Below are 23,150 nucleotides of genomic sequence, written 5' to 3' on the forward strand. Positions count from 1 at the left end.
GCCCCCCGCGAAGACATTGCGGAGACATTGTGTGGACCGGATCTGGTCCTGACAACACAGTTCTCCGACAACTCACGCTGCGTGCCCGTGACTTCGCCGTCACCCGGGGATCCGGGGATGCCTGTCACCTACCGTCACCAGCCGTCCGGCCCCCGCTCGCCGGTCGGCGCAGGCTCCGCAGCCGGTCCTCGATCTCCTCGCCCACCCGGTTTCCGGCCCGGCCGTTGGCCAGCACCACGAGGCCGCGGCCGGCGTGGAGGCGGAGCACCGAAGAGGCGTGGAAGCCGGGCGGGGCGGCCTCGTACGCGAACACGGGGTCGGTGTCGGTGTCGGGGTCGGAGCCGGAGCCGGGGCCGGAGTTGGGGACGTGGTCGGCGCCGGCGAGGGTCGCGGCCAGGGAGCGGAGGCCGTCCGGGCCCGGTCGCCACACACGGGCCGCGGTGTCGGGGCCGAGCAGGGCGAGCGGAGCGCCGAGCAGGGAACGCCGCAGCTCCAACACCACCTCGGCCAGGTCGGCGGCGGTGGTCCACAGCTCGTACGGGTGCCCGGCCCGGCCGCCGTCGAGCGCGCGCCCGGCGGCGTCGTGGCCCACGCGGGCCACCCGAGCGCCGCTCCTGCCGTCGGTCCGGGGCGAGGGCTCGCCGAAGCGGCTGTCGTCCAGCCGCAGCGGCCCGAGCACCAGCCGCCGCATCAGCGGCCCGAACGCCTCGCCCGTGACGTCCTCCAGCAGCGCGGGCAGCAGCAGGGCGCCGACGTCGGCACGGTCCGGCGCACGGCCGGCAGGGCTCGGCGGATCGTCGGCACGGTCCGGGGTTTCGCCGGCTCGGCCCGGCGGACGGCCGGCGCGGCTCAGCGGATCGTCGGCGCGACCCCGGATTTCGCCGGCCCGGCGCAGCGGGCGGCCGGCACGGCCCGGCGCATCGCCGGCGCGGCCCAGCACATCCGCCAGGGTGATCGGCGTGTCCCCCCTGCGGCCCACCACGGCGTCCGGGGCCAGCACCCCCTCCTCCACCAGGCGCAGCGCGCCCAGCGCCGCGACGTACCGGCTCGACGTCCCCACCGGGAAGGCGGTGCGCGGAGTGATCGGCCTGCCCGCGCCGTCGCTGCCCGCTGCCTCGACCGCCACGAGGGCGCCGTCCTCCAGCACGGCGACGCAGGCGCCCGGCACCCGGTGGGCCGCCAGCAGCTCCGCGAGGCTGCTCCCGCCGAGGAACGTGCGCCGCTTCCGTGAGGCTGGCCCACCGGCGCTGCCCGGCCCGCCCTGCCCGGGCAGCGCCGCCCGCTCCACCCGCCCGTCGGCGTCGCGCGGCACCTCGTCGAGGAGCGTGATGGTCGCCGGTACCAGGTGCCCGGGCAGCCGCCGCCCGCAGTGGGCCGCCAGCGCCGCCGCGTCCAGCCCCTCCGCGCCGGGGCGCGGGACCACGTAGGCGGCCAGGCGGACATCGCCCGGCGCGGCCCGCACGCCGAGGACGACGGCCTCCCCGACACCCGGATGGTCGTACAGCGCCTCCTCGGTCTCCGCAGGGTCGGCCCGGTGGCCGCGCACCCACAGCTGCCGGTCGCTGCGGCCGAGCAGCCGCACCTCACCACCCGCCGTCCGTCGTGCGAGCTGCCCGGTGCGGTACATCCGCGCCCCCACGGGACCGCGGGGGTCGGGGACGAACCGCAGCGCCGTCAGCGCGGCCTGCCCCACGTAACCCAGGGCGACCCCCGGGCCGGCCGCGTACAGCTCGCCCACCGCACCGTCCGGCACGGGCAGACAGGCACCGTCGAGCACCCGCAGCCCTGCGTCAGCGCCGGGCGGCAGGGGACCGACGCCGCCGTACGAGGTCTCCGCCGTCCCGTACGCGGTACGCAGCCGCCCGGGACCGAGCAGCCCGGTGAGCCGTGCCACGGCGGGCCCCGGCGCCCCGCCCGCGACCACGAACACCCCGGCCAGGGAGGCGGTCCCCGCGTCCCCCAGCTGCCGCACCAGCAGCTCCAGCTGGCCGGGCGTCAGCACCAGGAACGCGAACGGGGCCGCCGCCGCGAGCCACTCGCCCAGCCCCGCCAGATCCAGGGTCCGCGGCGCGAGCAGAACCCGCCGGCCGGCGCACAACGACGCCCACAAACGCGTCACCGCCGACTCGGAGGCGACCGACGAGAACACCGCCGTACCACCGTCCCCGACCCCGCCCAACCCCCGCGCCGCCGCCGTCACATGATGCGCCAGCCCGCCGTGCGTGACCGCCACGGCCAGCGGACGCCCGGCCGCCGCGGGCACCTGCGTCACGTACGCCACGTCCTCCGGATCCGGCGCACCGCCGAGCGGTCCGCCCGACTGCCCGGCGAGCGCACCGCAGACCTCGGGATCGTCCACGTACCGGACCTCGCCCTCGAACCCGTCCGGCCCGTACGCCACTTCGGAGACCAGGAACCGCGCCCCCGTGGCGGCGAGCAGCGCCCGCAGCCGGGCCGCCGGGAACGCCGGATCCAGCGGCAGGCACCCGGCCCCCGCCCTCCACACGCCCAGCGTCACCGCGTGCAGCCCGGCGCCCCGCCCGAGCAGCACCCCCACCAGCGCGCCACGCCCCACACCCAGCGACCCGAGGTACCGGGCCCAGCGGTTCGCCGCCGCGTCGAGCTCCCCGAAGGACAGCGCGAACCCGTCCCCCCGCACGGCCGCCGCCCCCGGCACCCGCCGCGCCAGCCGCCCGACGATCTCGGTGACGCAGACGCCGCCCGCCCGCCCTCCCTCCGCCGTACGACGGCGCAGCCCCGCCGGACGCGGATCGGCCCACACCTCCTGCACCCGCGCCAGGCACCGTTCCCGCGTCCCCCTGGTCCCCTCGACGCGCCAGCCGGCGGGCAGTTCACGACCGGTCCGCCAGAGCGAGTACTGACCCTCACCGTTGAGCACGACGCACCACTCGGCGCCGGCGCCGGCGCCGGCGCCGGTCTGCGGTTCGGACAAGGCTGCTCCTGTGAGGTCCATGGGCGTCCCCCGGGTCGAAGGAATCCGCCCACCGTGCCCGGCGGCGCCATATCCGACCTATGCGAACACCGGGGACCCCTCGGGGCGACGGCTCGCCCAGGGCCGTTCCGCCCAGCTCAGCGGCGCGGACCAAGAGATCGCCAACCACGAGCAGAGGATCACGTTCTGTACTGGGGCAGTGACGCCGGGCCCGGCGACCGCACAGCCCAGTTCTGTCAGGAATACGGCACCTGCCACGAAGGAGCACACCCCCATGCACGGCTTCTCGACGCGACGGTTCACCCTGACCGCGATCGCCGCCTCCGGCGCGCTCGCGACCACCCTGGCCCTGGCCGGCTCGGCCGTCGCCGTCGCTCCGGCGACCGCGACCGCCTCGTACGACTGCGGGTTCGCGGGCAGCGGCACCGTCACGCTCACCGCGGCCGACTCCGGCAGCGGCAAGACGGTCCGGATCGACTCGACGGACATCCGCACACAGTTCCCGCTCGACGCCAACACCGTGACCACGACGCTGAAGCTGAACAAGACGTCGGGTGGCGCGACGAGCGAGGTGCAGTTCTCCGGCACCGTGCACGAGGCCGCGAACACGGGCGACCCGCTCACCTTCGGCCCGCTCCCGCTCGCGAGCGGGTCCCTCTCCAGCGGTGACACCACCGACTCGGTCGCCCTCACCGGCGCGCCGAGCGCGTCCAACTGGTCCCTGAAGTTCACCGTGAACGACGCGGGCGGCAGCTTCACGTCCTACTGCGTCGCCACCGGCAACCAGTCGGCGGCCTTCACCTGGTAGTCACCACCCGCACCGCACCGACCGCGTCCCCCGGGAGCCCCTGCCCCCGGGGGACGCCGTGAGTGCTCTCCCGGCGCACGCATATGATCGCCGGCGGGTCGACCGGCCCACGGGAGGTGCGGCACCATGACGGACGACGACGACATCCGGGCCCTCGACGACCCGGTGGGACGGTCGCTCCGCGGCGCTCACGCACACCTCGCCCGGCGGCTGGGCCGGGCCGCGACCTACCTGCCGGACGTGACGACCTTCTGCGCGGTCCCCGCCGACGCGGACGCGCCGGCCTGGACCGACTTGGCCGAACTGCTCGGCCCCGGGGCGTTCGCCGACCTGTTCAGCTGTCCGGCCACTCCGCCACCGGACTGGGAGCCCGTCTTCCGCCTGGAGGGCCGCCAGCTGGTCCTGCCCGGTGACGGCCGGCTCCCTCACCCCCGTGCCCGGACCGGCGCGGAGGTCGTCGAACTCGGCGCGGACGACGTGCCCGAGATGCTCGATCTGGTCGCGCGGACCCAGCCGGGGCCGTTCCGGCCGCGCACCCGGGAACTCGGCACCTACCTCGGCATCCGGGAGGACGGCGCGCTGGTGGCGATGGCCGGGGAGCGGCTGCGGCCCCCGGGCTGGACCGAGATCAGCGCCGTCTGCACCGCTCCTGAGGCCCGCGGCCGGGGCCACGCGGCACGCCTGGTCGAAGCGCTCGTCACGCGCGTCGAGGCCCGTGGCGAACGCCCCTTCCTGCACGTGGCCGAGACGAACACCGCCGCGATCACGCTGTACGAACGCCTCGGCTTCGAGACCCGCAAGCAGGTGACGTTCCGGGGCTACCGCACCCCGTGACGGCCCCCTGGCCGACGCCTCGGCCGCCGGCCAGGGACCGGCCGAGAAGGGGAAGCAACCGCTCCCAGTGAAGCTGCAGTGCGCCGGGGTCGAAGGCGTCGGTGTCGGCCATGGTGAAGCCGTGGACCGTGCCGGGGTAGATCTCGGAGGTGTGGTCGACCTCCGCGGCCTCCAGCGCCTCGTTGAGCTCGCGCAGGCCGTCGGGCGTCAGGTCGCTCGCGGCATGACCGAAGTGGACCTCAGCGGTGATCCCGGAGAGAGCGTCGGCCCCGTCCGCGCCCACGGGGGCGTGGAAGGCGGCGAGGGCGGCCACCCGACCGGGGTGGGCCGCGGCGGTACGCGTCGCCAGGAGACCGCCGATGCAGTAACCGGTCACCGCGACAGGTCCGCCGACGACCTCGGGCTGAGCGGTGAGAGAACGGAGGTAGGCGTCGGCGTCCCGCAGGACGCGGTCGACGGTGTGCGCCTCGATCAGGGGCATCAGCCGGGCGAGGACCGCGGCCCGGTCGTCTTCTCCGATGTACTCGGGAAGGTCGATCACGGGCGCCGGGCCGTGCCGGTAGAAAACATTCGGCACGAGCACGTAGTACCCGTGTCCGGCCAGTTCGCGGGCCATGTCCCGCAGCACGGGCCGGACGCCGAAGCCGTCCGGGTACATCAGCACCCCCGGGTGCCGCTCGCCGCGGTCGGGGAAGGCGGCGAAGGCGTCGGCGTGGCCGTCCGCGGTGGGAATCTGCAGGGTCTTGACGGGCATGGGTCCTCCGGTCGTGGTCGATGTGCCGAGTGCGTGATCGACACGACGGAGGCGGGGCCCGCGCGGCGGCGCGGGACCCTCGACCGGACCACGGACCCGCACCGGCCCGCACGGCACTCAGAGGAGCACCGGGTCACCGATCCGTGTGTGGCACGAGGCCGTCCCGGTAGTCATGCCCGGACCATAGACCACGAGACGACACCGATGCCAACGCGCCGACCCGGCAGAGGGGTTGGCGGCTATGACGGCCACACGGCGGCACCGCCGGCCAGATGTCCCGGAAAAGACCAGCCGACGCGGTGACCTGCGGCGATGTGGGGGAGTCGGTCGCTGACCCGGACACCGTAGATCTCGCCGGGAAGGGGCTGCGAGGACAAGGCCGCGACGGCGTCGCGTATCTCGGCGGCCACCTCGTCCACGGAACGCCCCGAGCAGGGCAGTCGGCGTACCGCCAGGTGGGGACGGGTGCGGGAGAGGCACTCCAGCACGGCGTCGTAGCGCTCCCGGGTCGCCGCGAAGAACGCCTCGGTCTCGTGGAGTTCGCCGCCGCGGGAGCGTGAGCTCGGGGCCGCGGTGGAAGGGCCGAGCGAGATGACCTCCTGCCTCTACCGGTCCTGCGAGCCTTCCTCGCCGCCAAGGAGCGGTTCGCGGTGCATCTGCGACCGGAGGACGTGTACGCCGCCCTGGAGGCGCAAAGCCGGACAGTCGGTTTCCGTATCCTCGCGCACCGGCTTGCCCAGGCCCCGGACGGCTACCACGGTGATCTCGATCGGGGCGGGTCCGCATCGCCACGGCACTGGTGCGTAGCGTCTGGCGGCCGTCGCGGTACATGGCGGGGGAACACCGGGCAGCGGTGACCACACTGGCCGAGACAGGGCCTTGAGGGCCCGCCCGCCGCCGCCCCCTGGGACCCGGCCCTGGCCGTCACTCCCCCCGAGTGCGGTGTCTGGGACGAGGAGGAAACGGTGCTGAACGACCTGCTCACGGACCTCGGCACGCGGTCCCGCTGAGGCGCGTCCCCCGGCCGCGGCGGGCGCGGAGTTCCGCGCGTACCGAGTGACACAGCCTCGTCACGTGCGTCCTCGGGCACCACCTCGCCTGGTATCGGGACGCGGGCCTTCCTCGCGACCCCGAACGGTGACGGCGGTGTTCCGTCGAGTGAGGCATCTGTCTTCGCAGGGTGACGACAGGTGACCGCCGGGTGACCGGCTCTGTGAGGGCGCGCACAGGGCTCACGTCACACAGGGCCCGAGTTAGTAGACGTTCGACGGCCGCTCGCCCGCCCGGGCGCCAGCCGTCCGGGGCCGTCACGCGGCCCGTCTGCGAAGCGGCGTAGTAGGTCACACACTTGTCGCGGCGCCGGAGCGTTCCGCAATGTGTTCGGCGTACCGGGGAGCCGAGCGCCGGGACCGGACGGGAAGAGCCCGTCCGTGATCCAGACACCGGCCCTGATGACGCGAAGCCGCGTCCAACGCGGACACCGCGTCGCCGACCCCCCGTCGGCCTCCCCATCACGTTCCCGAATGGAGAGGTACACCCATGCACGCCATCATGCGCCGCCCCAACATCCGTAAGTCCGCCGTGGCCTCCCTCGCCGCCGCGGGCGCCGCCGCCGTCACCCTCACCCTCGCCCCGAGCCCGGCGCACGCCGCCGAGCCGGCCAAGGCCTCCACCGCGCAGACCCAGGCCCAGACCGACAAGATCGAGGCCATCGTCAAGGCCGGCGAGAAGAAGTACGGCAACGACCTCGACGGCTGGATCCGCACCGCGCTGGACGTCATGGACGCCAAGAACATCCCGGGCACCTACGAGGGACTGCACCGCAACATCATGCGCGAGTCGTCCGGCAACCCGAAGGCGCAGAACAACTGGGACGTCAACGCCCAGAACGGCATCCCCTCGAAGGGTCTGCTCCAGACGATCCAGCCCACCTTCGACTACTACCACGTCAAGGGCACCAAGGACTCCATCACCGACCCGGTGGCCAACATCGTCGCCGCCTGCAACTACGCGGCCGACAAGTACGGCTCCATGGACAACGTCGACTCCGCCTACTGACCGGCGGACCCACTGACCGCCTGGGCCCCCGGGACAACCGGTCCCGCGCGGAGGCCGGCGGGGCCCAGGCAGCACGGCGGGGGGGGGGGGGGGGCCCCGCCCCCCCGCCCCCCCCCCCCGCGCCCCCCCCGGGCCCCCCCCGGGCCCCCCCCCCCCCCCCCGCCCCGCCCCCCCCGCGGGGGGCGGGGGGGGGGGCGGGGGGGCCCCCGCCCCCGGGGGGGGGCGGGGGGCCCCCCCCGCCCCCCCGCCCCCCGCCTGCGTCGCGCCCCGTGCGTCCCAAGGAAGCCACCACGCTCCCTACGGCCTCGCGTCCATGCAGGTCGGGAGGGGGGACGACGGCGTCTTTACGGAGCCCTTTCAGATGTCCCGGAACGTCTCGATCTGCGCCCCGATCGAGTTCAGCCGCTCCGCCAGGTCCTCGTACCCCCGGTTGATGACGTAGACGTTGCGCAGCACCGACGTGCCCTCCGCCGCCATCATCGCCAGCAGGACGACCACCGCCGGGCGCAGGGCCGGCGGGCACATCATCTCGGCGGCGCGCCAGCGGGTGGGGCCCTCGACCAGGACACGGTGGGGGTCCAGGAGCTGGAGGCGGCCGCCGAGGCGGTTGAGGTCGGTCAGGTAGATCGCGCGGTTGTCGTAGACCCAGTCGTGGATGAGGGTCTTGCCCTGCGCGGACGCCGCGATGGCCGCGAAGAACGGGACGTTGTCGATGTTCAGGCCCGGGAAGGGCATGGGGTGGATCTTGTCGATCGGCGCCTCGAGCTTGGAGGGCCGGACGGTGAGGTCCACCAGGCGCGTGCGGCCGTTGTCCGCGACGTACTCCGGCGTGCGGTCGTGGTCGAGACCCATCTCCTCGAGGACGGCCAGCTCGATCTCCAGGAACTCGATGGGGACGCGACGCACCGTCAGCTCCGATTCCGTCACGACGGCGGCGGCCAGCAGGCTCATCGCCTCGACCGGGTCCTCGGAGGGGGAGTAGTCGACGTCGACGTCGATGACCGGCAGGCCGTGCACGGTCAGCGTGGTGGTGCCGATGCCCTCGACCTTGACGCCGAGGGCCTCCAGGAAGAAGCACAGGTCCTGGACCATGTAGTTGGACGAGGCGTTGCGGATGACGGTGACGCCGTCGTGCCGGGCGGCCGCGAGGAGCGCGTTCTCGGTGACCGTGTCGCCCCGCTCGGTCAGCACGATCGGGCGGCCCGGGCGCACGCTCCGGTCGACCACCGCGTGGTAGTGGCCCTCGGTCGCGGCGACGTCCAGGCCGAACCGGCGCAGCGCGATCATGTGCGGCTCGATGGTGCGCGTGCCGAGGTCGCAGCCGCCGGCGTAGGGCAGCCGGAAGCGGTCCATGCGGTGCAGCAGCGGGCCCAGGAACATGATGATGGAGCGGGTGCGGACGGCGGCCTCGGCGTCGATGGCCTCCATGTCCAGCTCGGCCGGCGGCACGATCTCCAGGTCGGTGCCGTCGTTGATCCAGCGGGTGCGCACGCCGATGGAGCCCAGCACCTCCAGGAGGCGGTAGACCTCCTCGATGCGGGCGACCCGGCGCAGCACCGTGCGCCCCTTGTTGAGCAGTGAGGCGCACAGCAGGGCCACGCAGGCGTTCTTGCTGGTCTTCACGTCGATGGCGCCGGACAGCCGGCGGCCGCCGACCACGCGCAGGTGCATCGGACCCGCGTAGCCCAGGGAGACGATTTCACTGTCCAGCGCTTCGCCGATGCGGGCGATCATCTCAAGGCTGATGTTCTGGTTGCCGCGCTCGATGCGGTTGACGGCGCTCTGACTGGTGTTGAGCGCCTCCGCAAGCTGTGACTGCGTCCAGCCGCGGTGCTGCCGGGCGTCACGGATGAGCTTGCCGATGCGTACGAGGTAGTCGTCTGCCATGAGGTTGAGGCTATCTCAGATATGAGATGGCGCCTCTTGGGGGGTCTGTTCGGGTGATGCGACGTCACAGGGGCGTCAGCGGCGCCGGCCGGTGGTCGTGCGGCGCCAGCCGAAGGGTCCCGGCAGATCCATCGACGTCGTACGCCGTCCCGTGCTGCTGCGCGTGTGGCGCGGGCCGTTCCCGCCGCCGGTCGTGATGGACCACGAACGTTTGTTGATGTTCAGCCGCACTCCGGGGAGGATCCGGAAGCTCTTGCGGAACGTGAGCGGCATCGTGCCCCCTTCCGAGTCGTGCCGGATGGTCCCGGCACGCATCGGATACCCCGGTTCTGCGTGGAGATGGCCCTCCGGGTCACTCGGGGTGGGGTGCACGCCACATCGCGCCCGGGCATGACCAGTCCGCCCCCATGTACTAGAGTTATCTCGACATCGAGATATCTGCCGAGGCGCACCGCAGCCGCCACCCTGGTAAGGGTACCCTAACTTAGCCCTACCTCAGCGGACCGGCCAGGGCGGCGTGGCGGCAGGATGCGGTGGTACGCGCACATGAATGAAGGAGACTGTCGTGTCGGCGAACAGCTTCGACGCCCGCAGCACGCTGCAGGTGGGCGACGAGTCGTACGAGATCTTCCGGCTGGACAAGGTCGAGGGCTCCGCGCGCCTTCCCTACAGCCTGAAGGTGCTGCTGGAGAACCTGCTGCGCACCGAGGACGGCGCGAACATCACCGCCGACCACATCCGCGCCCTCGGCGGCTGGGACTCGCAGGCCCAGCCGTCGCAGGAGATCCAGTTCACGCCCGCCCGCGTGATCATGCAGGACTTCACCGGCGTGCCCTGCGTGGTCGACCTCGCCACCATGCGCGAGGCCGTCAAGGAGCTGGGCGGCGACCCGAACAAGATCAACCCGCTCTCCCCGGCCGAGATGGTCATCGACCACTCCGTCATCGCCGACAAGTTCGGCACCAACGACGCCTTCCAGCAGAACGTCGACCTGGAGTACGGCCGCAACAAGGAGCGCTACCAGTTCCTGCGCTGGGGCCAGACCGCCTTCGACGACTTCAAGGTCGTCCCGCCCGGCACCGGCATCGTCCACCAGGTGAACATCGAGCACCTGGCCCGCGTCGTCATGACCCGTGACGGGAAGGCCTACCCCGACACCCTGGTCGGCACCGACTCGCACACCACCATGGTCAACGGCCTCGGCGTCCTCGGTTGGGGCGTCGGCGGCATCGAGGCCGAGGCCGCGATGCTCGGCCAGCCGGTCTCCATGCTGATCCCGCGCGTCGTCGGTTTCAAGCTCACCGGTGAGCTCACCCCCGGCACCACCGCCACCGACCTGGTGCTCACGATCACCGAGATGCTGCGCAAGCACGGCGTCGTCGGCAAGTTCGTCGAGTTCTACGGCGAGGGCGTCGCCGCCACCTCGCTGGCCAACCGCGCCACCATCGGCAACATGTCGCCGGAGTTCGGCTCCACCGCCGCGATCTTCCCGATCGACGACGAGACGCTGAACTACATGCGCCTGACCGGCCGCTCCGACCAGCAGGTCGCCCTCGTCGAGGCGTACGCCAAGGAGCAGGGCCTCTGGCTGGACCCGAAGGCCGAGCCGGACTTCTCCGAGAAGCTGGAGCTCGACCTGTCGACGGTCGTGCCCTCCATCGCCGGCCCGAAGCGCCCGCAGGACCGCATCGTCCTGGCGAACGCCGCCGAGCAGTTCAAGCAGGACGTGCGCAACTACGTCGACAGCGTGGACGAGGCGGGCCAGGAGTCCTTCCCGGCGTCCGACGCCCCCGCCGTCACCAACGGCGTGCCGTCCAACCCGGTCCCGGTCACCGCCCCCGACGGCACGACCTACGAGCTGGACCACGGTGCGGTGACGGTCGCGGCCATCACCTCCTGCACCAACACCTCCAACCCGTACGTCATGGTCGCCGCCGCCCTGGTGGCCAAGAAGGCGGTCGAGAAGGGCCTGACCCGCAAGCCGTGGGTCAAGACCACCCTCGCCCCGGGCTCCAAGGTCGTCACCGACTACTTCGAGAAGGCGGGCCTGACCCCCTACCTCGACAAGGTCGGCTTCAACCTGGTCGGTTACGGCTGCACCACCTGCATCGGCAACTCCGGCCCGCTGCCGGACGAGGTCTCCAAGGCCGTCAACGACCACGACCTCGCCGTCACGTCGGTCCTCTCCGGCAACCGGAACTTCGAGGGCCGCATCAACCCCGACGTCAAGATGAACTACCTGGCGTCCCCGCCGCTGGTCGTCGCCTACGCCCTCGCGGGTTCCATGAAGGTCGACATCACCAAGGACGCCCTCGGCGCCGACCAGGACGGCAACCCCGTCTACCTGAAGGACATCTGGCCGACCGAGGCCGAGGTCAACGACGTCGTCGCCAACGCCATCGGCGAGGACATGTTCTCCAAGTCCTACAGCGACGTCTTCGCGGGCGACGCCCAGTGGCAGGCGCTGTCCATCCCGACCGGCGACACCTTCGAGTGGGACACCGAGTCCACCTACGTCCGCAAGCCCCCGTACTTCGAGGGCATGGGCATGGAGCCGGCCCCGGTCGAGGACATCTCCGGCGCCCGGGTGCTCGCCAAGCTGGGCGACTCGGTCACCACCGACCACATCTCCCCGGCCGGTGCCATCAAGGCCGACACCCCGGCGGGCAAGTACCTGACGGAGCACGGCGTCCAGCGCCGCGACTTCAACAGCTACGGCTCGCGCCGCGGCAACCACGAGATCATGATCCGCGGCACGTTCGCCAACATCCGCCTGCGCAACCAGATCGCGCCGGGCACGGAGGGCGGCTACACCCGCGACTTCACCCAGGCGGACGGGCCGGTGTCGTTCATCTACGACGCCTCCCGCAACTACATCGAGCAGGGCATCCCGCTCGTCGTCCTGGCCGGCAAGGAGTACGGCTCCGGCTCGTCCCGCGACTGGGCCGCCAAGGGCACCGCGCTCCTCGGCGTCAAGGCCGTCATCGCCGAGTCCTACGAGCGCATCCACCGCTCGAACCTCATCGGCATGGGCGTCCTGCCGCTGCAGTTCCCGGAGGGCCAGGACGCGGCCTCCCTCGGCCTGACCGGCGAGGAGACCTTCTCCGTCTCCGGCGTCACCGAGCTGAACGACGGCACCACCCCGCGCACGGTGAAGGTCACCACCGACACCGGTGTCGAGTTCGACGCGGTCGTCCGCATCGACACCCCCGGTGAGGCCGACTACTACCGCAACGGCGGCATCCTGCAGTACGTGCTGCGCAGCCTCATCCGCAAGTAAGCGGTACGGCTCAGCGAGCGAGGGCCGCACCCCCGGCGACGGGGGTGCGGCCCTCGGGCGTTGCGGCGGGCGCACACGGGCGTCGGACGACCGCCCGCCCCGTCCGTGCCGCGGGCGGCGGGTCCGGGGCCGACGGCCCCTGCCCGCCGCCGTCACGCCCCGCTCACGCCAGCAGTTCCACCTCCGCCAGCGTGTGCTCGCCCTCCAGGACCAGCCGGTACTTCGCGTACGTGCCCGGCGACTTCACCGAGAACGCCCGCGTCTGCCGGTCCCAGGCGAAGGACTCGCCGGAGCGCCGGTCCAGGGTCCGCCAGGTGGTGCCGTCGGACGAGCCCTGGAGCGTCCAGCCGGCCGGGGCCTTCGTCCGGTCCGCCGACGAGGTCAGCGTGTACTGGACCGCCTCGACGCCCTTGCCGGACGCCGGCAGCGGCAGGTCCACCGACGTCACTGCCGCGTCCGTCGCCGACGTGTTGTCGAAGAGCGCCCCGTCACCGGACAGGGCGTCCGCGCGCGGGGCCGGCACCCGGTCGTCCTTGGTGATCGAGACCGGCGCCGCGTCCTTGCCGGTACCCCACGAGGACGGCTTCGCGCCCATGTCGAACTCCAGGACCCCGCCCTTCGCCAGCAGCGAGTGGGGGAGCGCAGTGGAGTTCCAGCGCTTGCCGTCGACCTTCAGCCCCTGCACGTAGACGTTCCTCGTGCTGTTCCTCGGCGCCTTCACGACCAGCTTCCGCCCGTTCTCCAGGTGGACGGTCGCTTTGGTGAACAGCGGGGAGCCGACGGCGTACTCGCCACTGCCCATGACCAGCGGGTAGAAGCCCAGGGAGGAGAAGAGGAACCAGGCCGACTGCTCTCCGTTGTCCTCGTCGCCGTGGTAGCCCTGCCCGATCTCGCTGCCGGTGTACAGACGCTGCAGCACCTCGCGGACGTTCTTCTGCGTCTTGTACGGCTGCCCGGCCGCGTCGTACATGTACAGGGCGTGGTGGGCGACCTGGTTGGAGTGCCCGTACATGCCCATGCGCACGTCGCGTGCCTCGGTCATCTCGTGGATGACGCCGCCGTAGGAGCCGACGAACTCCGGGGAGGCCGTCTCCGGGGTGGCGAGGTACTCGTCGAGCTTGTCGCCGAGGCCGCCGCGCCCCCCGTACAGGTTGGCCAGGCCGCGGCTGTCCTGCGGTGCGGTGAAGGCGTAGCCCCAGCCGTTGGTCTCCGTGTAGTCGTAGCCCCACACGCGCGGGTCGTACTTCTCCGAGTCCACGCGCCAGTTGCCCGCCGCGTCCTTGCCCTGGAAGAAGCCGGCCTTCGCGTCGAACATGGTGACGTAGTCCTGGGCGCGGTTGAGGAAGTACGCCGACTCCTCCTGGTACCGCTTCTCGCCGGTCTCCTTGTAGAGCTTCTCGCCCATCTTCGCGATGCCGTAGTCGTTGAGGTAGCCCTCCAGCGCCCACGACAGGCCCTCGTGCGTCTCGGTGCTGGTGTAGCCGAGGAACGGCGAGGTGGCCATGCCCTTGCGGCCCACGCCCGAGGACGGGGGCACCGCGGTGGCGTTCTTGACGGCCGCGTCGTACGCCGCCTTCGCGTCGAAGTCGACGCCCTTGACGTACGCGTCCGCGAACGCCACGTCCGAGGAGGTGCCGGTCATCAGGTCCGCGTAACCGGGGGAGGACCAGCGTGAGGTCCAGCCGCCGTCCTTGTAGTGCTGCACGAACCCGTCGACCAGTTCACCGGCGGTGGACGGCGTCAGGAAGGAGTACGCGGGCCAGGTGGTCCGGTAGGTGTCCCAGAAGCCGTTGTTGACGTACACCTTGCCGTCCACGATCTTCGAGCCGGTGGCCGTCGTGGTGTCCGCCCCCGGCATCTTCTGGAACGGCGAGGCGTACTTGTACGTGCCGTCGACCTTCTCGTGGCCGGCGTTCGGGTACAGGTACAGCCGGTAGAGGCTGGAGTACAGGGTCGTCAGCTGGTCCCGGGTGGCGCCCTCCACCTCGACCTTGCCGAGGATGCCGTCCCACTGCTTCTGGGCGTTCCTGCGTACCTTGTCGAAGGAGGTGCGCTTCGGGATCTCCTGGCGCAGGTTGTCCTTCGCCTGGTCGACGCCGATCAGCGACGTCGCCAGGCGCAGCGTGACCGTGCGGTCCCTGCCGGCGTCGAAGCGCAGGTGGCCCTTGACGCCGGCCGACTCGCCGCCGGTGACCTTCTTGTCGAACTCGCCGTACACGAACAGCCGGGTGGCGCCCGTGGACAGGCCGGACTTGACGTCCGAGTAGCCGGTGAAGGTGCCCGTCTTCTCGTCCAGGGTCAGGCCGGCCTGGTCGGTGACGTTGTCGAAGATCACGCTCGCGTCGTCACCGGGGTAGGTGAAGCGCATGATCGCCGCGTGGTCGGCCGGCGCCATCTCGGCCTTGAGACCGTTCTCGAACCGCACCCCGTAGTAGTAGGGGCGGGCGGTCTCGTTCTCGTGCCGGAAGGCCAGCTCGCGCGCCTCCCGGCCGGTGTCGGGGGTGCCGGCGGCGGCGGAGGGCATCACCTGGAAGGTCTGCCGGTCGCCCATCCACGGGCTCGGCTCGTGACTCGCGCTGAACGCCTGGAGCGTCGGCAGGTTGTCCGCGTTGTTGCCGCGGGCGTAGTCGTACAGCCAGCTCAGCGAGCCCGCGTTGGTCACCGGCGTCCAGAAGTTGAAGCCGTGCGGTACGGCGGTCGCCGGGAAGTTGTTGCCGCGCGAGAAGCTGCCGCTGGAGTTGGTGCCGCGGGTGGTCAGCGCGTAGTCGGACAGATGGGCCTCGCGCCGCTGGGGCCCGGCGGACCTGATGGCGACGTCGTCCAGCCAGCCGCGGAACTTCGCCGGGCCCTTGGGGGAGTCGTAGGCCACCAGGATCCGGTCGACGGTCTTGCCGGCCGCGACGGTGCCGATGGCCGACTCGACGGCGTTCCACTGGTTGACGTAGAGGACCTTCGCGGCGCCCTGACCGGCCGGCGTCAGCGCGAACCCGTGCTGGTCGGTGGCGCCCAGGTCGCTCAGGTAGGTGCCGTCGGTGAAGGCGAGGTCGACGGAGACGTTCGTGGCGTCGTAGTCGAGGTCGCCGTCCGCCATGGACGGGAAGATCCTGTAACTCAGCTCGGTGCGGCGGTCGACCTTCACGTCGACGTCGAACACCTTGTTGTACGAGTACGCCCGGCCGTCCGCGGTGTGCCGGCCGGCGTACCTCAGGGCGCGCTTGCCGGTGAAGCCGGCGCCCGCCTTGGCGGTCGGCGAGCCGCTCGGGCCGCGGTCCACGAGCGAGAGCATGTCCTGGGGGACGGGAGTGTCGCTGTCGCCCGTGGACAGCTGCACGTCGGCGAGCTGGAGGATGTCGCCGCCGTTGTTCTTCGTGACCTCCAGCCGGAAGTGCTGGTACTCGGCCGCCTCGGCGAGGTCGTACGTCTTCGTCTCGAACCGCTCGCCGAAGGCCTGCCCGGCGCGGCTGTCGAGCGTCTGCCAGCTCTTGCCGTCCGCCGAGCCCTGCAGCGTCCAGTCCGCCGGGTCGCGTTCGTCGTGGTCGTTGGCCGAGGTGAGCGCGTACCTGGTGACGCGCACCGGCTTGTCCAGGTCGAACTCGGCCCAGCCGGTTCGGGCGAAGGTCAGCCACTTGGTGCTCGGCTCACCGTCGACGAGGTTCTCCTTCACCTCACCGCCGCCGGTGTTCTCGTCGCTCGCCCGTACGCCGGTGACGTGGTCGGTGACGTTGCCCGGGATGCCCGTGCTGTACCCGCCGTCGACGCCCGCGGCGCGCCTGCTGCCGTCCGGGGCGGTCTCCACCGTGTTGAGCCAGTCCGGAACCGGGTCGTCCGCCTCGAACGAGGACGCGAATTCCCGGTCGGCCGCGGCGGGCGCCGCGGGCAGCGCGACCGCGGCCCCCTGCGAACCCACCGCCACCGCGAGGGCGGTCGTCAGCACGACCGCCGAGCCCCATCTGTGCCGAACTCTGTACCGCATGCCCCAGCACCCTCCGTGCGCTCCCCGGAAGCGCTTTCCGAGGAAATGGACAACGTTGTCAAATTCACAGCGCAAGGAACAGTAGCGCGTGAAGATGCCAGTGATGTCAAGGGTGTTGCCTGTGGCGTCCGGGCCGGGTGCCCGTCGGATTTCCTTCAGGGGGCACGCAGTCCGCCCATATTTCCGCCAGGTCTCAACTCGGAAAAGACGTGCCGGGAACCATGCATTCGATCTTGCTCCGTCGACCGGAAGTGGACTATACCTGTCGGCCACCGGGGGATCCGTGGGGGGAACCGCGAAAGCACACCGCCAAGGCGCCCGTACAGCAGTATCCGCACTTCCTGCACGACCCAGCGTGACCCGATCGCGGTGCCGGGGAGGATCCGGTTCACCGCCTGAGTCCTGGAGAAGGCGAGGACTTGAGCATGGGATCCACTTCCGCCGAGAACAACCGAACGGGCGTCGGCCGCCGCGATCTGATCAAGCGGTCCGCCGCGCTCGGCCTGATCTCCGTACCGGCCATGGGCTTCCTGTCCGCCTGCGCGAGCGGCGGCGGGGACGACCAGAAGAAGGCCGAGTCCGGCAAGAAGACGGCCAAGAACCCGCTGGCCGTCAACGAGACCGCCCAGATGGAATTCGTCCTCTTCGACGGCGGCTTCGGCAAGGAGTACGCCGAGGACGCCGTCAAGGTCTACGAGAAGAACCTCCCCAAGGCCAAGGTGAAGTTCGCGGCCACGCAGAAGATCCAGTCCACGCTGCAGCCGCGCTTCAACGGCGGCAACCCGCCCGACCTCGTCGACAACTCCGGCGCCGAGCAGATGGACATGGGCGTGCTGGTCGGCAAGAACCAGCTCGCCGACCTGACCCCGCTGCTGGACGCCCCGTCCTACGACGACCCGGCCAAGAAGGTCCGCGACACGCTGCGCCCCGGCATCGTGGAGATGGGCCAGTTCGACGGCGAGAAGGTCTGGATCCTGTACTACGCCTACACGGTGTACGGCAACTGGTACTCCCAGAAGGCCCTGGACTCGCTGGACGCGGAGTATCCCAAGACCTGGGACGAGATGCTCGCCGTCTGCGAGAAGGCGAAGAAGAAGGGCATGGCCGGCTGGACCTACGCCGGCAAGTACCCCTACTACCTCCCCTTCTCGATGTACCCGATGATCGGCAAGGTGGGCGGCGTCGAGGTGCTCGACGCCATCGACAACCTCGAGCCGAACGCCTGGAAGCACCCGGCGGTCAAGACCGTCTTCGAGGCCTACTACGAGCTCTACAAGAAGGGTTACGTCCTCAAGGGCACCCCTGGCCTGGACCACATCCAGTCGCAGACCGCGTGGGCCAAGGGCGACGCCCTGTTCATCCCGAACGGCTCCTGGGTGGAGAACGAGTCCGCGAAGGTCATCCCCGCCGACTTCCAGCTCTCCGTCTCCGCCCCGCCCGGCATCGACTCCTCCGACAAGCTGCCGTTCGGCACCATCTGGGCCTCCGGCGGCGAGCCGTTCATCGTCCCGGCCAAGGCGGCCAACGGCGCCGGCGGCATGGAGCAGCTGCGCATCATGCTCGGCGAGGCGTCCTCGAAGAACTTCACGGCCAAGGTGAAGTCGCTGACGGCGTACAACGGCGGCACCGAGGGCATCGAGCTCACCCCGGGCCTCAAGTCCGGTGTCGCGGCGCTGGAACTGGCGGGCACCAACGTGGTGAACCCCCGTCTGCAGGACTGGTACGTGCAGCTCCAGAAGGAGAAGATCGGCGTCTCCGGGCTCGGCGAGATGATGGCCGGCCGCATCACCCCGGCCGAGGCCATCAAGAAGATCCAGGGCTTCGCCGACGAGGCGGCCAAGGACGATTCGATCAAGCACTACAAGCACCAGTGAGGACGTGTCACCAGGGCCTGGTCCGCGCCTCGTCGCCGGCCGGGCCCTGGCGGCGCCACCCGCGCGCAGATCGGGGTCGGTAGCAATGCAGCACGGCAAGTACCGGTTCATCGTGGGGTTCCTGGCGGTTCCCCTGGGACTGTACGCGCTCTTCGTCGTCTGGCCGTTCATCCAGTCCATCTACTACTCGTTCACGGACTGGACGGGACTGAGTCCCGAGTTCAAGATGGTCGGCTTCGACAACTACTCACGGATGCTCGACGACGACATCTTCTGGAAGTCGCTGCAGCACAGCGTGATGTTCGCCCTGCTGGTGCCGCTGGTGACGCTCGGCCTGGCGCTGTTCTTCTCCTTCATGATCAACGTCGGCGGACGCCACCGCCGCGGCGGGCCGGTGATCACCGGGGTCCGCGGCTCCGGCTTCTACAAGATCGTCTACTTCTTCCCGCAGGTGCTGTCGATCGCGATCGTCGCGCTGCTGTTCGCGTTCGCGTACAACCCCGACAGCGGCGCGATCAACTCGCTGCTGCGCGGCATCGGTCTCGACTCCATTCAGCCGCTGTGGCTGGGCGACCCGAACCTGGCGCTGTGGTGCGTGATGGCGGTGCTCGTCTGGTCCACGGTCGGTTTCTTCGTGGTCCTGTTCTCCGCGGGCATGGCGTCCATCCCGGCGGAACTGTACGAGGCCGCGCTGCTGGACGGGGCGAACCGTGCGACGACCTTCTTCAAGGTCACCCTGCCACTGCTGTGGGACACCGTGCAGTCCGGCTGGGTCTACATGGGCATCCTCGCGCTCGGTGCCGAGTCGTTCGCGGTCGTACAGATCATGACGACCGGCCCCGGCGGCCCCGACTACTCGACCACCGTCATGGTCCTGTACGTGTACCAGAAGGCGTTCCGTGACGGTCAGGCCGCCTACGCCACCACGATCGGCGTCGCCCTGCTCATCGTCACGCTGGCCTTCGCCGCCGTCGTGATGCGACTGGGCCGGCGCGAGCGGCTGGAGTTCTGATCATGAAGACGACCGAGACCCCCGCGCCCGTACCGGCCGAGTCCGGCCCTGTCGTCCGCAAGACCGAGGCCCCGCCCGGCGGACCCACCCGGGGGAAGAAGGAGGGCACCACCCTCAACGTCTTCTCCCACGGCGTCCTCGTCATCTGGGCGATCATGGTCGGGATGCCGCTGGTGTGGGCGGTGATGACCTCCTTCAAGGACGACGCCTCCATCTTCGGCTCGCCCTGGTCGCTGCCCGACAAGCTGAACTTCGACAACTGGTCGCGGGCCTGGTCCCAGGCCCACATGGGCGACTACTTCCTCAACACCGTCCTGGTGGTCGGCGGCTCGCTCGTCGGCACCCTGGTGCTCGGCTCCATGGCGGCCTACGTGCTCGCCCGGTTCGACTTCCCGGGCAACCGGTTCATCTACTACTTGTTCATCGGCGGCATGAGCTTCCCGATCATGCTCGCGCTGGTCCCGCTGTTCTACGTGGTGGACAACATGGGCCTGCTGAACACCATCCACGGGCTGATCCTGGTCTACATCGCCTACTCGCTGCCCTTCACGGTGTTCTTCCTGACCGGGTTCTTCCGGACCCTGCCGAGTTCGGTGGCGGAGGCGGCGTTCGTGGACGGGGCCTCCCACACCCGGACGTTCTTCCAGATCATGCTGCCGATGGCCAAGCCCGGCCTGATCAGCGTGGGGATCTTCAACTTCCTGGGGCAGTGGAACCAGTACATGCTGCCCACCGTGCTGAACACCGACCCGGACAAGCACGTCCTCACCCAGGGCCTGGTGCAACTGGCGGTCAGCCAGGGCTACAAGGGCGACTGGTCGGGGCTGTTCGCGGGCCTGGTGATGGCGATGCTGCCGGTGCTGGCCGCGTACATCATCTTCCAGCGCCAGGTGGTCCAGGGCCTCACGGCGGGCGCCCTGAAGTAACCCCGCCCGCCCCTCGCGCATGCCGCTCCCGGACCGCCGGGGGCGGCATACGTGTGCGTGTGCGGGGCACCCGGATGCGGTTCAACCTCTTGACGGGAGGCGACCCGAACGGCTCAGCTTAGAGTTCACTAGTTGGACATAGACGGGGTCTCATCGAAGCGGCCCCGCGCGCAGGAGGTCGTCGTGGAGACTCCCGGGTCGCAGTCGTCGCTGCACCGAGCCAACCTGGAACGGGTCGTACGAGCGGTACGGCTCGCCGGGTCGCTCACGCAGGCGGAGATCGCGAGGACGACGGGTCTGTCCGCGGCGACGGTCTCGAACATCGTCCGGGAACTGAAGGACGGCGGGACCGTCGAGGTCACGCCCACCTCGGCGGGCGGCCGCCGGGCCCGCAGCGTCTCGCTGAGCGGGGACGCCGGCATCGTCATCGGCGTCGACTTCGGGCACACGCATTTGCGCGTCGCGGTCGGGAACCTCGCCCACCAGGTGCTCGCGGAGGAGTCCGAGCCGCTGGACGTCGACGCGTCGTCGGCGCAGGGCTTCGACCGCGCGGAGCAGCTGGTCAGCCGGCTGATCGAGGCCACCGGCGTCGACCGGTCCAAGATCGCCGGCGTGGGTCTCGGCGTGCCCGGCCCGATCGACGTGGAGTCGGGGACGCTGGGCTCGACCGCCATCCTGCCCGGCTGGGGCGGCACCCGGCCCGCCGAGGAGCTGCGGGGGCGGCTCGGCGTGCCCGTGCACGTGGACAACGACGCCAACCTCGGCGCCCTGGGCGAGCTGGTCTGGGGCAGTGGCCGAGGGGTGCGCGACCTGGCGTACATCAAGGTCGCCAGCGGTGTCGGAGCCGGTCTGGTGATCAACGGCAAGATCTATCGCGGGCCCGGCGGCACCGCGGGAGAGATCGGGCACATCACCCTGGACGAGGCCGGTCCCGTTTGCCGCTGCGGGAACCGGGGCTGCCTGGAGACCTTCGCGGCCGCACGCTACGTGCTCCCGCTGCTCCAGCCCAGCCACGGCACGGACCTCACGATGGAGGGCGTCGTGCGGCTGGCGCGGGACGGCGACCCGGGCTGCCGTCGGGTGATCGCCGACGTCGGCCGCCACATCGGCAGCGGCGTCGCCAATCTCTGCAACCTGCTCAACCCCAGCCGCGTGGTCCTCGGTGGCGATCTCGCCGAGGCCGGAGAGCTGGTGCTCGGCCCGATAAGGGAGTCCGTGGGCCGCTACGCCATCCCCAGCGCCGCCCGTCGACTCTCCGTCCTTCCAGGGGCACTTGGGGGCCGTGCGGAGGTCCTCGGGGCGCTCGCCCTGGCCCTCAGCGAGATGGGTGATTCGACGCTTTTGGACGGAAGTGCCACCGCGGCCATGCCCGCGGCCACCCCTGCCTTCACTTAGAGAACGGATGGCACCGTTGCCATCTCGTTAAGGATTTACTTCTTGACGTCGCACGTGTGGCCGAGTTGACTTCCAGCCACCTCGGCCGCAACGACGCGGCCTCGTCAGGGAGGTTTCTGAATGAACACGCGTATGCGTCGTGCCGCCGTTGCCGTTGCCGCCACCGCGATGGCCGTCTCGCTCGCCGCCTGTGGCAGCGCCAAGGAGTCCGGCGACAAGGCCGACTCGTCCGACTCCGCCGCCAAGAAGGGCGACGCCATCAAGGTCGGTCTGCTCCTTCCGGAGAACCAGACCGCGCGGTACGAGAAGTTCGACAAGCCCTTGATCGAGAAGAAGGTCAAGGAGCTCACGAACAACAAGGGCGAGGTCATCTACGCCAACGCCAAGCAGGACGCCACGCTGCAGTCGCAGCAGGTCGACACGATGGTGACCAACAAGGTCGACGTGCTGATCGTGGACGCGGTGAACTCCAAGTCCATCGCCGGTTCGATCAAGAAGGCCAAGGACCAGGGCATCAAGGTCGTCGCCTACGACCGCCTCGCCGAGGGCCCGATCGACGCCTACACCTCGTTCGACAACGTGACTGTCGGCAAGACGCAGGGCGAGGCCCTGCTGAAGGCGCTGGGCGACAAGGCCAAGGACGGCCAGATCGTCATGATGAACGGCTCCTCCACCGACCCGAACGCCGGCCAGTTCAAGGAGGGCGCCCACGACGTCCTCGACGGCAAGGTGAAGGTCGGCCGCGAGTACGACACCAAGGAGTGGAAGCCGGAGAACGCCAACGCCAACATGGAGGGCGCCATCTCCGCCCTCGGCAAGGACAAGATCGTCGGCGTCTACTCCGCCAACGACGGCATGGCGGGCGGCATCATCACCGCCCTGAAGGCCGCCGGCATCAGCAACATCCCGGTCACCGGCCAGGACGCCGAGCTGGCGGGCGTGCAGCGCATCCTCACGGGTGAGCAGTACATGAGCGTCTACAAGTCCTACCCGCAGGAGGCCACGGTCGCCGCCGAGATGGCCGTCGCCCTCGCCCAGGGGAAGTCGCTCGACTCCATCGCCACCAGCAAGTCCGACAGCGCCACCACCAAGGGCGTCCCGACGGTGCTCGTCCCGGTCATCTCCCTGACCAAGGACAACATCAACGAGACGGTCGTCAAGGAGGGCTTCTACACCGTCGACGAGATCTGCGCCGGCAAGTACAAGGCCGCCTGCGACACGGCCGGCGTGAAGTAGGCAGACCCGTCCCCCGTACCGCCCGAGCGCGTACGGGACAGGCTGCACGCCGCTTCCTCCGGCGCCCCGCACCATCAGCCCCGCAAGCTACGCGGGGCGCCGGACGGAACACCACCACCCCCCAAACTTCTGCACAACCTCCCGCCGGGTCAGGCGGCGA

Annotated in this window: 14 protein-coding genes; 9 read left to right on the forward strand and 5 right to left on the reverse strand. The window is 70.7% G+C overall.

Annotation, left to right across the window (positions count from 1 at the left end):
• Positions 1-124: 124 nt before the first annotated feature.
• Complete coding sequence (locus tag ACGF3H_RS14795; protein WP_362499471.1) at positions 125-2,953, reverse strand: AMP-binding protein; 2,829 nt, start codon at positions 2,951-2,953, stop codon at positions 125-127.
• A 274-nt stretch (positions 2,954-3,227) separates the two neighbouring features.
• On the opposite strand from ACGF3H_RS14795, the gene ACGF3H_RS14800 reads away from it, so the two are divergent.
• Both ACGF3H_RS14800 and ACGF3H_RS14805 read left to right on the forward strand, forming a co-directional pair.
• Complete coding sequence (locus tag ACGF3H_RS14800; RefSeq protein WP_362499469.1) at positions 3,228-3,761, forward strand: hypothetical protein; 534 nt, start codon at positions 3,228-3,230, stop codon at positions 3,759-3,761.
• A 126-nt stretch (positions 3,762-3,887) separates the two neighbouring features.
• Positions 3,888-4,595 (forward strand): GNAT family N-acetyltransferase, encoded by a 708-nt coding sequence (locus tag ACGF3H_RS14805; protein ID WP_362499468.1) that lies wholly within the window; start codon positions 3,888-3,890, stop codon positions 4,593-4,595.
• On the opposite strand, the gene ACGF3H_RS14810 is transcribed toward ACGF3H_RS14805, so the two are convergent.
• Complete coding sequence (locus ACGF3H_RS14810; protein ID WP_362499466.1) at positions 4,525-5,349, reverse strand: dienelactone hydrolase family protein; 825 nt, start codon at positions 5,347-5,349, stop codon at positions 4,525-4,527. The two genes, ACGF3H_RS14805 and ACGF3H_RS14810, sit on opposite strands and share 71 nt — an antisense overlap.
• 1,539 nt (positions 5,350-6,888) lie before the next feature.
• On the opposite strand from ACGF3H_RS14810, the gene ACGF3H_RS14815 reads away from it, so the two are divergent.
• On the forward strand, positions 6,889-7,407 hold the full coding sequence (locus ACGF3H_RS14815) for a transglycosylase SLT domain-containing protein (protein WP_362499464.1): 519 nt from the start codon (positions 6,889-6,891) through the stop codon (positions 7,405-7,407).
• A gap of 357 nt (positions 7,408-7,764) precedes the next feature.
• Here the strand turns inward: ACGF3H_RS14815 and ACGF3H_RS14820 are convergent, their stop codons facing one another.
• Both ACGF3H_RS14820 and ACGF3H_RS14825 read right to left on the reverse strand, forming a co-directional pair.
• Complete coding sequence (locus tag ACGF3H_RS14820; RefSeq protein ID WP_393586909.1) at positions 7,765-9,294, reverse strand: helix-turn-helix domain-containing protein; 1,530 nt, start codon at positions 9,292-9,294, stop codon at positions 7,765-7,767.
• Positions 9,295-9,369: 75 nt separating this feature from the next.
• Complete coding sequence (locus ACGF3H_RS14825; protein ID WP_362499460.1) at positions 9,370-9,567, reverse strand: DUF4236 domain-containing protein; 198 nt, start codon at positions 9,565-9,567, stop codon at positions 9,370-9,372.
• A gap of 292 nt (positions 9,568-9,859) precedes the next feature.
• On the opposite strand from ACGF3H_RS14825, the gene acnA reads away from it, so the two are divergent.
• A complete protein-coding gene (acnA, locus tag ACGF3H_RS14830; protein WP_362499458.1) occupies positions 9,860-12,574 on the forward strand; it encodes an aconitate hydratase AcnA in 2,715 nt (904 codons plus the stop codon).
• 163 nt (positions 12,575-12,737) lie between these two features.
• On the opposite strand, the gene ACGF3H_RS14835 is transcribed toward acnA, so the two are convergent.
• On the reverse strand, positions 12,738-16,547 hold the full coding sequence (locus ACGF3H_RS14835) for a GH92 family glycosyl hydrolase (protein ID WP_362499299.1): 3,810 nt from the start codon (positions 16,545-16,547) through the stop codon (positions 12,738-12,740).
• 425 nt (positions 16,548-16,972) lie between these two features.
• Here ACGF3H_RS14835 and ngcE point away from each other — a divergent pair, with 425 nt between their 5' ends.
• From ngcE to ACGF3H_RS14860, 5 genes are all read left to right on the forward strand, one after another.
• On the forward strand, positions 16,973-18,421 hold the full coding sequence (ngcE, locus tag ACGF3H_RS14840; protein WP_362499301.1) for an N-acetylglucosamine/diacetylchitobiose ABC transporter substrate-binding protein: 1,449 nt from the start codon (positions 16,973-16,975) through the stop codon (positions 18,419-18,421).
• Between the two features lie 85 nt (positions 18,422-18,506).
• On the forward strand, positions 18,507-19,433 hold the full coding sequence (locus ACGF3H_RS14845; RefSeq protein ID WP_362499304.1) for a sugar ABC transporter permease: 927 nt from the start codon (positions 18,507-18,509) through the stop codon (positions 19,431-19,433).
• A 2-nt stretch (positions 19,434-19,435) separates the two neighbouring features.
• A complete protein-coding gene (locus ACGF3H_RS14850; RefSeq protein WP_362499307.1) occupies positions 19,436-20,359 on the forward strand; it encodes a carbohydrate ABC transporter permease in 924 nt (307 codons plus the stop codon).
• A gap of 183 nt (positions 20,360-20,542) precedes the next feature.
• Positions 20,543-21,754: an ROK family transcriptional regulator gene (locus ACGF3H_RS14855; RefSeq protein WP_362499309.1), complete on the forward strand. Its 1,212-nt coding sequence runs from the start codon at positions 20,543-20,545 to the stop codon at positions 21,752-21,754.
• 120 nt (positions 21,755-21,874) lie between these two features.
• A complete protein-coding gene (locus tag ACGF3H_RS14860) occupies positions 21,875-22,990 on the forward strand; it encodes a sugar ABC transporter substrate-binding protein (protein ID WP_362499311.1) in 1,116 nt (371 codons plus the stop codon).
• The last annotated feature ends 160 nt before the right edge of the window (positions 22,991-23,150 follow it).

The organism is Streptomyces sp. NPDC048185, assembly GCF_043202495.1.
Taxonomy (GTDB): Bacteria; Actinomycetota; Actinomycetes; order Streptomycetales; family Streptomycetaceae; genus Streptomyces.

Bases quoted from the DNA above. Each gene is read 5' to 3' on its own strand.
- ACGF3H_RS14800 (WP_362499469.1), top strand. From the start codon at position 3,228: ATGCACGGCTTCTCGACGCGACGGTTCACCCTGACCGCGATCGCCGCC.
- ACGF3H_RS14805 (WP_362499468.1), top strand. From the start codon at position 3,888: ATGACGGACGACGACGACATCCGGGCCCTCGACGACCCGGTGGGACGG.
- ACGF3H_RS14810 (WP_362499466.1), bottom strand. From the start codon at position 5,349: ATGCCCGTCAAGACCCTGCAGATTCCCACCGCGGACGGCCACGCCGAC.
- ACGF3H_RS14815 (WP_362499464.1), top strand. From the start codon at position 6,889: ATGCACGCCATCATGCGCCGCCCCAACATCCGTAAGTCCGCCGTGGCC.
- ACGF3H_RS14820 (WP_393586909.1), bottom strand. From the start codon at position 9,294: ATGGCAGACGACTACCTCGTACGCATCGGCAAGCTCATCCGTGACGCC.
- ACGF3H_RS14825 (WP_362499460.1), bottom strand. From the start codon at position 9,567: ATGCCGCTCACGTTCCGCAAGAGCTTCCGGATCCTCCCCGGAGTGCGG.
- ACGF3H_RS14835 (WP_362499299.1), bottom strand. From the start codon at position 16,547: ATGCGGTACAGAGTTCGGCACAGATGGGGCTCGGCGGTCGTGCTGACG.
- ngcE (WP_362499301.1), top strand. From the start codon at position 16,973: ATGGGATCCACTTCCGCCGAGAACAACCGAACGGGCGTCGGCCGCCGC.
- ACGF3H_RS14845 (WP_362499304.1), top strand. From the start codon at position 18,507: ATGCAGCACGGCAAGTACCGGTTCATCGTGGGGTTCCTGGCGGTTCCC.
- ACGF3H_RS14850 (WP_362499307.1), top strand. From the start codon at position 19,436: ATGAAGACGACCGAGACCCCCGCGCCCGTACCGGCCGAGTCCGGCCCT.
- ACGF3H_RS14860 (WP_362499311.1), top strand. From the start codon at position 21,875: ATGAACACGCGTATGCGTCGTGCCGCCGTTGCCGTTGCCGCCACCGCG.